The organism is Enterobacter cloacae complex sp. IR5441 (assembly GCF_049238215.1).
Classification (GTDB): Bacteria; Pseudomonadota; Gammaproteobacteria; order Enterobacterales; family Enterobacteriaceae; genus Enterobacter; species Enterobacter hormaechei_C.
In genome coordinates, this window is the sequence record NZ_JBMKIA010000021.1 from 38,424 (window position 1) to 51,175 (window position 12,752).

Genomic DNA, 12,752 nt, shown 5'->3' on the forward strand with positions numbered 1-12,752 from the left:
TAATCAGTAAATGGAAATAAGAGAAGCCTGAGCACCGAACTTTACATTATCTTAGGCAAAAACCTGACCTGATGCGGTATACAGCGCTTTGATCGTCTCGCGCAGCCAGAGGATTTTCGGATTATGGCTGTTCCGTTTATGCCAGATCAGCGTGAAGGGGACGGTGAGCTTTTCTGCCTGCGCCTCATCGATGGGAATGGGAAGACAGACCAGATTACGCTGGTGGAGTTGATTGTAGTGATGGCAGTAGTGCGGCGCAGTGGCAATGTAGTTGTGATCCGGCTGGGCCGCCATAAACATCGACTGCTCAAAACCGGGCAAACTCATGGCGATGTTACGCTCCCGCCCCATCTCCCTTAGCACCTCGTCGAGCGCCCAGGTGTCGCTGCGTTCCCAGAAGATGCTGATATGCGGGTAGCGCAGAAACGTCTCCAGATCCCACGCTTCCTGGAGCGCGGGATGATCCTCGCGCAAATACACGCACGGACGGTCACTGAACAGGATTTCGTAGTCGATAAACCACGGCATCAGCTTTAGCAGTTCGCGCGAGCGAGGGTGCGTTTCACGCCCGGTGAAGCCCAGATCCACTTCTCCGCGCGTAATGGCGTCCAGCGAATCGTAATCCCATTGGCGCAGCTTCACCGTCGCCTGTGGGTAGCGTTCATTCACCTGCTCCAGCAGGGTATTAAAGCGGATCAGCATCAGCGGTGTTTCGGCGGCGAGCACAAACTTAAGCCCGCCTGGAGAGCTATGGTGGAATTTATCGAGGATCTGGTTGCCAATCTGCATCCAGTCGGCCAAATCCTGTTCCAGACTCACCGTCAGCGGTGTGGGCAATAGCCCTAAAGGCGTTTTCACAAACAGCGGATCGTCGAACCAGTCGCGCAGCTTCGCCAGCGATTTACTCACCGCGGACGGCGTCACGTTCATCCGCTTCGCGGCTTTGGTGACGCTGCGCTCCTGCAACAAAAGTTGCAGGCAAAGTAAAAGATTAAGATCGAGACTGCTGATGGGCTTCTTCATAGTGCGCCGCGGGCTGGATGACCATAAGTAAGGTAATGCAGAGTATGCTACAGCCAATCAGAACCCCGATCAGCATATTCAGCGCGTTAAGGCCGATCACCGCCGCCAGCCAAATCCACAGTGACGAACCGCAGACCTGCGCAATGCCCAGCACCGAGCTTGCCACGCCAGCCCGCAGCGAAAACGGGCCAAGCGCCTGACTCATCGCCACACCAAAGCCGACGGAGAATCCGGCGCAGATCAGAGTAATGCCCACCAGCATTACAGCGTGTGAGGTGGCGGTCGCCAGGATCACGCCTGCGGCGAGGAACAGCGTCTGTGAGGTGAGCATCAGCGTGCGCTGGCGGAAGATGTTGAGCGCAAAGGGCGTGGAGAATGAAACCGCCATGCTCACCATCGCGGTTAGCGCCATCACCGTCGAATACTCACCGCGATCGAAGCCCATCGTCTCCATCAGCAACACCGGGGAAACGTTTACATAGGTGAGGATCACCGCCACGCTAAGCGTGGTGATTGCCAGCCGACTCAGGAAAAAGCGATTCATCAGCTTTTCAGCCGGATGGAGGGTTGCGGTGTGATATGGCTGTTGCGAACCGGGATGGGTCTCTTTCAGCACCGTCACGGACAGGATAAAGACGATGGCGCCCATTGCGGCCATGGTCCAGAAAAGACTCTGCCACGGAAATTTAAGCATAATCAGGTAGCCTACAACCGGTGCCAGCACCGGGATGATGCAGGTAATGCCGTTCAGCATCGACAGCACTTTAGCGCGGCGCTGGGCGCTTAAGGTATCGCGAAGAATAGCAAACGCCACCACGTAACAGCCACCCGCGCCAATGCCCTGGATAAAACGGCCTGACAGGAACATTGTGCTTTCCTGAGCCACTGAAGATAGTACTGATGCCAGCGCAAAGATAACTGCACCCGTAATGGCGACAGGCTGACGGCCAGCCTTATCCGCGATCTTCCCGGCAAAGACCATCGACGACGCCATCCCCGCGAGGTAGGCCGAAAACGCGATATGCAGCTGCGCTTCGCTGGCGCCCAGATCGCGGGCGATGTGCGGTAATCCCACCAGATACATATCAATGCCGGACGGATACAGCAGAACTAATGCGAAACTACAAAACAGAAAACGCGCCATAAACCCCCCATAGATGCAGGCATGCAGGATAGGGGGCGTGGAGGGATTAAGCGAGTTGCCATTTGGACAATGGTGATTTCCCTGGAGGAAATCACCCTGTATTAACGGGAATTACTTACCAATGCAGAAGCTCGAGAAAATCCGACCCAGCAGATCGTCCGACGTAAACTCCCCGGTGATCTCACTCAGGTTCTGCTGCGCCAGACGCAGCTCTTCCGCCAGCAGTTCACCGGCCCACGCGCCGATCAGCTGGGCTTTACCCTGCTCAAGGTGGCGAGCCGCCTCTTCCAGCGCCTGCAAGTGACGACGACGTGCCAGGAAGCCGCCCTCCATACTGGTGTCGAAGCCCATGCTCTGTTTGAGATGGCTACGCAGGGCTTCCACGCCTTCACCGGTACGGGCCGACAGGCGAATAAGTGAGTGACCATTCACATCGCTGATGCCCAGCGTTTCGCCGGTAACGTCGGCCTTGTTGCGCACCACGGTGATCGGCAGTTTAGCCGGGAGACGGGCGATAAAGTCTGGCCAGATTTCAGCCGGGTCAACGGCGTCGGTTGTCGTGCCGTCCACCATAAACAGCACGCGGTCGGCCTGCTCGATCTCCTGCCAGGCGCGTTCGATACCGATACGCTCGACTTCATCGCTCGCATCGCGCAGGCCAGCGGTGTCGATGATGTGCAGCGGCATGCCGTCGATATGGATATGCTCGCGCAGGACATCGCGGGTGGTGCCGGCTATGTCGGTCACGATCGCCGCTTCACGGCCCGCCAGGGCGTTCAGCAGGCTCGATTTTCCGGCATTGGGGCGACCAGCAATCACCACCTTCATTCCTTCACGTAGCAGGCTGCCCTGGCGCGCTTCGGCGCGAACGGCATCGAGATCGTTCATCACCTGATTGAGCTGAGCTTCAATTTTACCGTCTGAGAGGAAGTCGATCTCCTCGTCCGGGAAGTCGATAGCCGCTTCGACATAGATTCGCAGGTGAGTAAGTGCTTCCACAAGGTGATTCACGCGTGCGGAAAATGCCCCCTGCAACGAGTTCAGCGCGGAGCGGGCTGCCTGTTCGGAACTGGCGTCGATCAGATCAGCAATCGCCTCGGCCTGCGCCAGGTCGAGCTTATCGTTGAGGAAAGCACGCTCGGAGAACTCACCCGGCTTTGCAATGCGCAGGCCAGGCAGGGTCAGAATACGTTTTAACAGCAGGTCGAGGATCACCGGGCCGCCGTGACCCTGAAGCTCCAGCACATCTTCGCCGGTAAAGGAGTTTGGGCCGGGGAACCACAGCGCGATGCCCTGGTCCAGCGGTGTGCCGTCGGCATCCTTAAACGGCAGATAATCAGCGTAGCGCGGCTTTGGCAGTTTACCCAGCACCGCTTCGGCCACCTCACGCGCCTTCAGGCCGGAGATGCGCAGAATGCCTACACCACCGCGTCCCGGTGGGGTTGCCTGGGCGACGATAGTGTCGTTATGGCTCATGGTTGCTCTCGTTCAATACAAATAAAAAAGGCGGTCAATCGACCGCCCTTATTTTAGCGTTAAGTTACCGAATCAGGACTTTTTCTTTTCGCGGCTATGCAGGCCACGTTTTTCCAGACCACGGTAAATCAGCTGCTGCTGGATGATGGTCACCAGGTTGCTGACGATATAGTACAGCACCAGACCTGACGGGAACCACAGGAAGAACACGGTGAAGATGACCGGCATAAAGGTCATGATCTTCTGCTGCATCGGGTCGGTCACGGTGGTCGGAGACATCTTCTGAATGAAGAACATCGTCACGCCCATCAGGATCGGCAGGATGTAGTACGGGTCCTGTGCGGACAGGTCATGGATCCACAGAGCGAACGGCGCGTGGCGCAGCTCAACGGAACCCATCAGCATGTAGTACAGCGCAAGGAAGATTGGCATCTGAATCAGCAGCGGGAAGCAACCACCCAGTGGGTTCACTTTCTCTGCTTTATACAGGGCCATCATCTCCTGGCTCTGACGCTGTTTGTCATCGCCCAGACGCTCACGCATAGCCTGAATCTTCGGCTGTAGCATACGCATCTTCGCCATGGAGGTGTACTGCGCTTTAGTCAGCGGGTACATGATGCCACGAACGATAAAGGTGATAACGATGATGGAGAAGCCCCAGTTACCCAGGAAGCTGTGGATGAACTTCAGCAGCTTAAACAGCGGCTGAGAGATGAACCACAACCAACCGTAATCGACGGTCAGATCCAGGTGCGGCGCAACGGCAGCCATTTTGTCCTGGATTTCCGGACCGACCCACAGGGTGCTTGCCAGTTTCCCGGTTTGACCCGGCTGCACCAGAACCGGCTGAGATTTGTAGCCGATGGCTGCAATACCGTTGCCGAGGTTCGCGGTGTAGAAGTTGTTCGTACCGTCGTTATTCGGTACCCACGCCGTCGCGAAATACTGTTGCAGCATTGCGACCCAACCGCCTTTAGAGCTGACGTTCAGGTTTTCGTTATCGGCAATGGTGTCGAATTTGTATTTCTCGTACTTGGTATCTGGCGTGGAGTAAGCCGCGCCACGGAAGGTATGCAGCGCAAAGTTGCTGCTTCCGGTGTCACGGTGAGACGGCAGATTGATGGACTGCTTCAACTGACCAAAGGTAGAGATTTCCAGTGGTTTCGCACCGGCGTTCTGTACGCTGTAGCCCACGTTCACCGCATACTCACCGCGTTTCAGGGTGAAGGTTTTGGTGAAGGTGTTGCCTGCCGCGTCGGTGTAGGTCATCGGGATAACCAGTTCGTTCTGACCATCAGCCAGCACAAACGTGTCATTCTCGACGTTATACAGTGGACGCGCACCGTTAGCCGGGTTATCCGGGCCATCACGACCGGTCAGGCCGCTCTGCGCCTGGTAGATAAATTCAGGCGTGGTTTCCAGTAACTGGAACGGTTCGGTAGACTTCAGCTCTTTCGGGTAGGTCAACAGCAGCGCCTGCTCAACATCACCACCACGGGTGTTGATAGTCAGCTCAAGCACATCGGTCTTAACCGTAATCTGTTTCCCCTGGCCACTGGCCGGTACGCCCTGGTCGGCGGCGCTACCCGCTGCGGTGGTCGTGGTCTGCGTGGTCTGCTGCTGGGGTTGAGGATTTTTATCCTGCTCCCATGCCTGCCAGATCATGAAAGACACGAACAACAAAGCGATGATAAGAAGATTGCGTTGCGAATCCATCGTTAGTGTTCTCTGGTATCAAAAGGTCCTGGAGGGACGGGGTCGTCTCCACCTGGGTGTAAAGGGTGGCATTTTAATACGCGTTTCACCGTCAACCAACTGCCTTTTATCACTCCAAACCTGCGCAATGCCTCAATTCCGTAGCTTGAGCATGTTGGCGTGAAACGGCAGTGTGGCCCGAGTAGCGGACTAATCAGGCGTTGATAGACCCGAATGAGGGCTATCAGGACCCGCGAGCCAGGCGACAGTGGCGGCGCCATAATTTTTCCAACGCTTCCGAGAGAGCACGGTTATCGAGGTCGGCAACCCCTTTTTTAGCCACCACCACGAAATCCATTGAAGGCAGTTCGTGCTGACGTAAACGGAAGCTTTCACGCGTCAGACGTTTAATCCGGTTGCGTTCATGCGCACGCTTAACGTTTTTCTTGGCGACTGTGAGACCGATGCGGGGATGCCCCAGCGAATTTTGGCGGCCGAGGATGGTGATTTGCGGCGTGCCAGCCCGTAATGGCTGCTGGAAGACGAAAGTGAAATGAGTGGGAGTTAACAAACGTAACTCCCTGGGAAATGCGAGCTTAACCACTCAGGGGTTAGCTTTATTACTTGGAAACGGTCAGACGAGCGCGGCCTTTAGCACGACGACGTGCCAGAACCTGACGACCATTTTTAGTAGCCATACGAGCACGGAAGCCGTGAGAACGGTTGCGCTTCAGTACAGACGGTTGAAAAGTGCGTTTCATGGCGATTTCTACCTAAACTTGAAAAAAATTCATGACTTTTGCGGATGCCCGACCGAGTTTCGAATGACGGACGCCGAAGCCGTGGGTGATTAAAGAGGCCGGATTGTAATAATTGTACACTCCGGAGTCAATTCTCTTTCCTTAAATCCCTGTGTATTTCCGCAAGTTTTCGCGTGGAAAATGAGCAGCGGACGACGCAGGAAGATGAGCATCACGCGCCGGGTCGAGGATTATACGGGCTCAACGATAAAGCGCAAGGATCGTCCCGGATCTTCGTTAGATCATTTAAGCCAAAAATTGTCTGTGCTCATTAAATTTTCCAATATGCGGCCTAAATCGCGAGGCACTCGCGTCAGGATCGTTTACACTTACCCGATTCCGGATCTTCCTGTGGATAAATCGGGAAGAATCTGTGAGAAACAGAAGATCTCTGGCTCAGTTTAGGCTATGATCCGCGGTCCCGATCGGGATCCAGCGATCCTGGTCGGGCATAAACACAACATCGTTCAGGTTGTATCAACGATAGCGTGTATAACCGCAGATAGCGGTTCGCACATCACCCTGATGGGGTCATGTCGATGTGCGCCAACAATCATGAATATTCAATAGTTTTCTTTTATTGTTCGAGTGGAGTCCGCCGTGTCACTTTCGCTTTGGCAGCAGTGTCTTGCCCGATTGCAGGATGAGTTACCAGCCACAGAATTCAGTATGTGGATCCGCCCGTTGCAGGCGGAACTGAGCGATAACACGCTGGCTTTGTATGCGCCAAACCGTTTCGTGCTCGATTGGGTAAGGGATAAATACCTTAATAACATCAATGGACTGCTGAACGATTTCTGCGGGTCAGATGCCCCACAGCTGCGTTTTGAAGTGGGCACAAAGCCGGTCACCCAAACCGTTCGTGAAGTTGTCAATGTGGCAGCCCCTGCACAGGCGGCGCCCGCTCCAGCGCCTCGCGTTGCACCGGTTCGTCAGGGCTGGGATAACGTTCCGGCCCCCGCTGAGCCTACCTACCGCTCTAACGTTAACGTGAAACACACGTTCGATAACTTCGTTGAAGGTAAGTCGAACCAGCTGGCACGCGCGGCGGCTCGTCAGGTTGCCGATAACCCCGGTGGCGCTTACAACCCGCTGTTCCTGTATGGCGGCACGGGTCTCGGTAAAACGCACCTGCTGCATGCGGTGGGCAACGGCATTATGGCGCGTAAGCCCAATGCCAAAGTGGTGTATATGCACTCCGAACGCTTCGTTCAGGACATGGTAAAAGCCCTGCAAAACAATGCGATCGAAGAGTTTAAACGCTACTACCGTTCCGTTGATGCGCTGCTGATCGATGACATTCAGTTCTTTGCCAATAAAGAACGATCGCAGGAAGAGTTTTTCCATACCTTTAACGCCCTGCTGGAAGGCAATCAGCAGATCATTCTGACCTCGGATCGTTATCCAAAAGAGATCAACGGCGTTGAAGATCGTCTCAAATCCCGCTTCGGCTGGGGCCTGACCGTGGCGATCGAGCCGCCGGAGCTGGAAACCCGCGTCGCGATCCTGATGAAAAAAGCCGACGAGAACGACATTCGCCTGCCGGGTGAAGTGGCGTTCTTCATTGCCAAGCGCCTGCGTTCCAACGTGCGTGAGCTGGAAGGGGCGCTGAACCGCGTTATCGCCAACGCCAACTTCACCGGTCGGGCGATCACCATCGATTTTGTGCGTGAAGCGCTGCGCGATTTATTGGCTTTGCAGGAAAAACTGGTCACTATCGACAATATTCAGAAGACGGTGGCTGAGTACTACAAGATCAAAGTGGCAGATTTACTGTCTAAACGTCGTTCCCGCTCGGTGGCGCGTCCGCGTCAGATGGCGATGGCGCTGGCAAAAGAGCTAACCAACCACAGCCTGCCGGAAATCGGTGATGCGTTTGGTGGCCGTGACCATACGACCGTGCTGCACGCCTGTCGCAAGATCGAGCAGTTACGCGAAGAAAGCCACGACATAAAAGAAGATTTTTCCAATTTAATCAGAACATTATCATCGTGACGCTATGAAATTTACCGTTGAACGTGAACATTTATTAAAACCGCTGCAACAGGTGAGTGGCCCATTAGGCGGCCGCCCTACGCTGCCTATTCTTGGAAACCTGCTGCTTCAGGTCGCGGACGGTACGCTGTCGCTGACCGGCACAGATCTGGAAATGGAAATGATCGCGCGCGTTACGCTGACTCAGCCGCACGACGCGGGCGCGACCACGGTTCCGGCACGTAAATTCTTTGATATTTGCCGTGGGCTGCCGGAAGGCGCTGAAATCGCCGTGCAGCTGGAGGGCGACCGCATGCTGGTGCGCTCTGGCCGCAGCCGTTTCTCCCTCTCCACGCTGCCCGCTGCGGACTTCCCGAACCTGGATGACTGGCAGAGCGAAGTTGAATTTACCCTGCCGCAGGCGACGATGAAGCGTCTGATTGAAGCCACGCAGTTCTCCATGGCGCATCAGGACGTCCGTTACTACTTAAACGGCATGCTGTTCGAAACCGAAGGTGAAGAGCTGCGTACCGTGGCGACCGACGGTCACCGTCTGGCGGTTTGTTCCATGCCGATTGGCGATTCACTGCCAAACCATTCGGTGATCGTACCGCGTAAAGGCGTAATTGAACTGATGCGTATGCTCGACGGCGGTGAAACGCCGCTGCGCGTGCAGATCGGCAGCAACAATATTCGTGCCCACGTGGGCGATTTTGTCTTCACATCGAAGCTGGTAGACGGTCGTTTCCCGGATTATCGCCGCGTATTGCCGAAGAACCCGGATAAAACGCTGGAGGCGGGTTGCGACATCCTCAAGCAGGCGTTCGCGCGTGCCGCTATTCTCTCCAACGAGAAATTCCGCGGCGTACGTCTGTACGTGAGTGAAAACCAGATCAAAATCACCGCCAACAACCCGGAGCAGGAAGAGGCAGAAGAGATTCTGGACGTCACCTACGCCGGGGCTGAGATGGAAATCGGCTTCAACGTCAGCTATGTGCTGGATGTGCTGAATGCACTGAAATGCGAGAACGTTCGCATCCTGCTGACTGACTCCGTTTCGAGCGTACAGATTGAAGATGCCGCATCGCAGTCGGCTGCTTATGTTGTCATGCCAATGAGACTGTAATGTCGCTCACCCGTCTGTTGATCCGCGACTTTCGCAATATCGAAAGCGCGGATCTCGCTTTATCCCCTGGCTTTAATTTCCTGGTTGGCGCGAACGGCAGCGGCAAAACCAGCGTGCTGGAAGCCATCTATACGCTCGGCCACGGCCGGGCGTTTCGCAGTTTGCAGATTGGTCGCGTGATTCGCCACGAGCAGGAATCTTTTGTTCTGCACGGGCGTTTGCAGGGCGCAGAGCGGGAAACCGCCATCGGCCTGACCAAAGACAAGCAGGGCGACAGCAAGGTGCGCATCGACGGCACCGATGGCCACAAAGTGGCGGAGCTGGCGCTGCTGATGCCGATGCAGCTGATTACGCCCGAGGGGTTTACTTTACTCAACGGCGGCCCCAAATACAGAAGAGCGTTCCTCGACTGGGGATGCTTTCACAATGAAGCCGGTTTCTTTAACGCCTGGAGCAACCTGAAGCGTCTGCTTAAACAGCGTAACGCCGCATTGCGCCAGGTCACGCGCTACGCTCAGCTGCGTCCGTGGGACATGGAACTCATCCCTCTTGCGGAACAAATCAGCCGCTGGCGTGCCGAATACAGCGCAGGTATCGCCGAAGACATGGCCGACACCTGCAAACAGTTTTTACCCGAGTTCTCTCTCACCTTCTCTTTCCAGCGTGGCTGGGAAAAAGAGACGGATTATGCCGAGGTGTTAGAGAGAAGCTTCGAGCGCGATCGCATGTTGACCTACACCGCGCACGGCCCGCACAAGGCGGATTTCCGCATTCGTGCCGACGGTGCGCCGGTGGAAGACACGCTGTCGCGCGGGCAGCTGAAGCTCCTGATGTGCGCGCTGCGCCTGGCGCAGGGGGAGTTCCTCACTCGAGAGAGCGGGCGACGCTGCCTGTACCTGATAGATGATTTTGCCTCGGAACTTGACGACGCGCGGCGCGGGCTGCTTGCCAGCCGCTTAAAAGCCACGCAGTCGCAGGTTTTCGTCAGCGCCATTAGCGCTGAACACGTTATAGACATGTCGGACGAAAATTCGAAGATGTTTACCGTGGAAAAGGGTAAAATAACGGATTAACCCAAGTTGAAATGAGCGAGAAACGTTGATGTCGAATTCTTATGACTCCTCCAGTATCAAAGTCCTGAAAGGGCTGGATGCGGTGCGTAAGCGCCCGGGTATGTATATCGGCGACACGGATGACGGCACCGGTCTGCACCACATGGTATTCGAGGTGGTAGATAACGCTATCGACGAAGCGCTCGCGGGTCACTGTAAAGACATCGTGGTCACGATCCATGCGGACAACTCCGTGTCCGTTACCGATGACGGTCGTGGTATCCCAACCGGTATTCACCCGGAAGAGGGCGTATCTGCTGCGGAAGTCATCATGACCGTTCTGCACGCAGGCGGGAAGTTCGATGATAACTCCTATAAAGTTTCCGGCGGTCTGCACGGCGTAGGCGTATCCGTAGTAAACGCCCTGTCGCAGAAGCTGGAGCTGGTTATCCAGCGCGAAGGCAAAATTCACCGTCAGATCTACCAGCATGGCGTGCCTGAAGCGCCGCTGGCCGTCACGGGCGATACCGAGAAAACCGGTACCATGGTGCGTTTCTGGCCGAGCCTCGAAACCTTCACCAACGTCACCGAATTCGAGTACGACATTCTGGCGAAACGCCTGCGTGAACTGTCGTTCCTGAACTCCGGCGTGTCGATTCGTCTGCGCGACAAACGCGACAACAAAGAAGACCACTTCCATTACGAAGGTGGTATCAAGGCGTTCGTTGAGTATCTGAACAAGAACAAAACGCCAATTCACCCGAATATCTTCTACTTCTCTACTGAAAAAGACGGTATCGGCGTGGAAGTGGCCTTGCAGTGGAACGACGGTTTCCAGGAAAACATCTACTGCTTCACCAACAACATTCCACAACGCGATGGCGGTACGCACCTGGCGGGCTTCCGCGCGGCGATGACCCGAACCCTGAACGCCTACATGGACAAAGAAGGCTACAGCAAAAAAGCGAAAGTCAGCGCCACCGGTGACGATGCCCGTGAAGGCCTGATTGCCGTGGTCTCCGTGAAGGTGCCGGATCCGAAGTTCTCCTCACAGACCAAAGACAAGCTGGTCTCTTCTGAGGTGAAATCGGCGGTTGAACAGCAGATGAACGAACTGCTGAGCGAATACCTGCTGGAAAACCCGTCCGACGCGAAAATCGTGGTGGGTAAAATTATCGATGCGGCGCGTGCCCGTGAAGCGGCGCGTAAAGCGCGTGAAATGACCCGTCGTAAAGGCGCGCTGGACCTGGCAGGCCTGCCGGGCAAACTGGCTGACTGTCAGGAACGCGACCCGGCGCTGTCTGAACTGTACCTTGTGGAAGGGGACTCCGCGGGCGGTTCTGCGAAGCAGGGCCGTAACCGCAAGAACCAGGCGATTCTGCCGCTGAAGGGTAAAATCCTTAACGTTGAGAAAGCGCGCTTCGACAAGATGCTCTCTTCTCAGGAAGTGGCGACGCTCATCACCGCGCTCGGCTGCGGCATTGGTCGCGACGAGTACAACCCGGACAAACTGCGCTATCACAGCATCATCATCATGACCGATGCGGACGTCGACGGCTCGCACATTCGTACGCTGCTGTTGACCTTCTTCTATCGTCAGATGCCGGAAATCGTTGAGCGCGGCCACGTCTACATTGCCCAGCCGCCGCTGTACAAAGTGAAGAAAGGCAAGCAGGAACAGTACATTAAAGATGACGACGCGATGGATCAGTACCAAATCGCGATCGCCCTTGATGGTGCGACCCTGCACGCAAATTCCAGCGCGCCAGCGCTGGCCGGTGAGCCGCTGGAGCGTCTGGTCTCCGAGTTCAACGCCACGCAGAAAATGATTGGCCGTATGGAGCGTCGCTATCCGAAAGCGCTGCTGAAAGAGCTGATTTACCAGCCGACCCTGACCGAAGCCGATCTGAGCAACGAGCAGACCGTCACCCGCTGGGTGAACACCCTGGTGAGCGAGCTGAACGAGAAAGAGCAGCACGGCAGCCAGTGGAAGTTCGACGTTCAGCAGAACGCTGAGCAGCAGTTCGAGCCGATCGTCCGCGTGCGTACCCACGGCGTCGATACCGACTACCCGCTGGAGCACGAATTTGTGACCGGTCCGGAATACCGCCGTATCTGCACCCTCGGCGAGAAGCTGCGCGGTCTGATCGAAGACGATGCGTTTATCGAACGTGGCGAACGTCGTCAGCCGGTAGCCAGCTTCGAACAGGCGCTGGAGTGGCTGGTAAAAGAGTCCCGTCGTGGTCTCTCTATTCAGCGTTATAAAGGCCTGGGCGAAATGAACCCGGATCAGCTGTGGGAAACCACCATGGATCCGGAAAGCCGTCGCATGTTGCGCGTCACCGTTAAAGACGCAATCGCAGCGGATCAGCTGTTCACGACCCTGATGGGCGATGCGGTTGAACCACGTCGCGCCTTCATCGAAGAGAACGCCCTGAAGGCGGCGAATATCGATATTTAAT

General features: G+C 55.9%; 11 protein-coding genes. 4 read left to right on the forward strand and 7 right to left on the reverse strand.

Features of this window, described 5'->3' with window-relative positions:
* Positions 1-51: 51 nt before the first annotated feature.
* From yidZ to rpmH, 7 genes are all read right to left on the reverse strand, one after another.
* Positions 52-1,023 (reverse strand): HTH-type transcriptional regulator YidZ, encoded by a 972-nt coding sequence (gene yidZ / locus ACOTX5_RS18925; RefSeq protein ID WP_045911556.1) that lies wholly within the window; start codon positions 1,021-1,023, stop codon positions 52-54.
* On the reverse strand, positions 992-2,167 hold the full coding sequence (locus ACOTX5_RS18930; protein ID WP_023302811.1) for an MFS transporter: 1,176 nt from the start codon (positions 2,165-2,167) through the stop codon (positions 992-994). The genes yidZ and ACOTX5_RS18930 overlap by 32 nt, the downstream gene beginning before the upstream one ends.
* Positions 2,168-2,278: 111 nt before the next feature.
* Positions 2,279-3,643, reverse strand: coding sequence for a tRNA uridine-5-carboxymethylaminomethyl(34) synthesis GTPase MnmE (gene mnmE / locus ACOTX5_RS18935; protein WP_015570136.1), 1,365 nt, complete (start codon positions 3,641-3,643; stop codon positions 2,279-2,281).
* Positions 3,644-3,715: 72 nt separating this feature from the next.
* Positions 3,716-5,359 carry a membrane protein insertase YidC gene (gene yidC / locus ACOTX5_RS18940; protein ID WP_003861138.1) on the reverse strand — a complete coding sequence of 548 codons (1,644 nt, stop codon included), beginning with the start codon at positions 5,357-5,359 and terminating at the stop codon, positions 3,716-3,718.
* A gap of 2 nt (positions 5,360-5,361) precedes the next feature.
* Positions 5,362-5,619 carry a membrane protein insertion efficiency factor YidD gene (gene yidD, locus ACOTX5_RS18945; protein WP_001307474.1) on the reverse strand — a complete coding sequence of 86 codons (258 nt, stop codon included), beginning with the start codon at positions 5,617-5,619 and terminating at the stop codon, positions 5,362-5,364.
* On the reverse strand, positions 5,583-5,942 hold the full coding sequence (gene rnpA, locus ACOTX5_RS18950) for a ribonuclease P protein component (protein ID WP_006808764.1): 360 nt from the start codon (positions 5,940-5,942) through the stop codon (positions 5,583-5,585). The genes yidD and rnpA overlap by 37 nt, the downstream gene beginning before the upstream one ends.
* A 16-nt stretch (positions 5,943-5,958) precedes the next feature.
* Positions 5,959-6,099 (reverse strand): 50S ribosomal protein L34, encoded by a 141-nt coding sequence (gene rpmH, locus ACOTX5_RS18955; RefSeq protein ID WP_000831330.1) that lies wholly within the window; start codon positions 6,097-6,099, stop codon positions 5,959-5,961.
* A gap of 639 nt (positions 6,100-6,738) precedes the next feature.
* Here rpmH and dnaA point away from each other — a divergent pair.
* Genes dnaA through gyrB form a run of 4 tightly spaced genes read left to right on the forward strand, consistent with a single transcriptional unit; the run spans position 6,739 to position 12,751 of the window.
* On the forward strand, positions 6,739-8,133 hold the full coding sequence (gene dnaA, locus ACOTX5_RS18960) for a chromosomal replication initiator protein DnaA (protein WP_017383700.1): 1,395 nt from the start codon (positions 6,739-6,741) through the stop codon (positions 8,131-8,133).
* Between the two features lie 4 nt (positions 8,134-8,137).
* On the forward strand, positions 8,138-9,238 hold the full coding sequence (gene dnaN, locus ACOTX5_RS18965) for a DNA polymerase III subunit beta (RefSeq protein ID WP_015570134.1): 1,101 nt from the start codon (positions 8,138-8,140) through the stop codon (positions 9,236-9,238).
* Complete coding sequence (gene recF, locus ACOTX5_RS18970) at positions 9,238-10,311, forward strand: DNA replication/repair protein RecF (RefSeq protein ID WP_000060091.1); 1,074 nt, start codon at positions 9,238-9,240, stop codon at positions 10,309-10,311. The genes dnaN and recF overlap by 1 nt, the downstream gene beginning before the upstream one ends.
* Before the next feature lie 28 nt (positions 10,312-10,339).
* On the forward strand, positions 10,340-12,751 hold the full coding sequence (gyrB, locus tag ACOTX5_RS18975; RefSeq protein WP_003861119.1) for a DNA topoisomerase (ATP-hydrolyzing) subunit B: 2,412 nt from the start codon (positions 10,340-10,342) through the stop codon (positions 12,749-12,751).
* Position 12,752 lies beyond the last annotated feature (1 nt).

Bases quoted from the DNA above. Each gene is read 5' to 3' on its own strand.
- yidD (WP_001307474.1), bottom strand. From the start codon at position 5,619: ATGGCGCCGCCACTGTCGCCTGGCTCGCGGGTCCTGATAGCCCTCATT.
- gyrB (WP_003861119.1), top strand. From the start codon at position 10,340: ATGTCGAATTCTTATGACTCCTCCAGTATCAAAGTCCTGAAAGGGCTG.
- rpmH (WP_000831330.1), bottom strand. From the start codon at position 6,099: ATGAAACGCACTTTTCAACCGTCTGTACTGAAGCGCAACCGTTCTCAC.
- mnmE (WP_015570136.1), bottom strand. From the start codon at position 3,643: ATGAGCCATAACGACACTATCGTCGCCCAGGCAACCCCACCGGGACGC.
- yidC (WP_003861138.1), bottom strand. From the start codon at position 5,359: ATGGATTCGCAACGCAATCTTCTTATCATCGCTTTGTTGTTCGTGTCT.
- ACOTX5_RS18930 (WP_023302811.1), bottom strand. From the start codon at position 2,167: ATGGCGCGTTTTCTGTTTTGTAGTTTCGCATTAGTTCTGCTGTATCCG.
- dnaN (WP_015570134.1), top strand. From the start codon at position 8,138: ATGAAATTTACCGTTGAACGTGAACATTTATTAAAACCGCTGCAACAG.
- recF (WP_000060091.1), top strand. From the start codon at position 9,238: ATGTCGCTCACCCGTCTGTTGATCCGCGACTTTCGCAATATCGAAAGC.
- yidZ (WP_045911556.1), bottom strand. From the start codon at position 1,023: ATGAAGAAGCCCATCAGCAGTCTCGATCTTAATCTTTTACTTTGCCTG.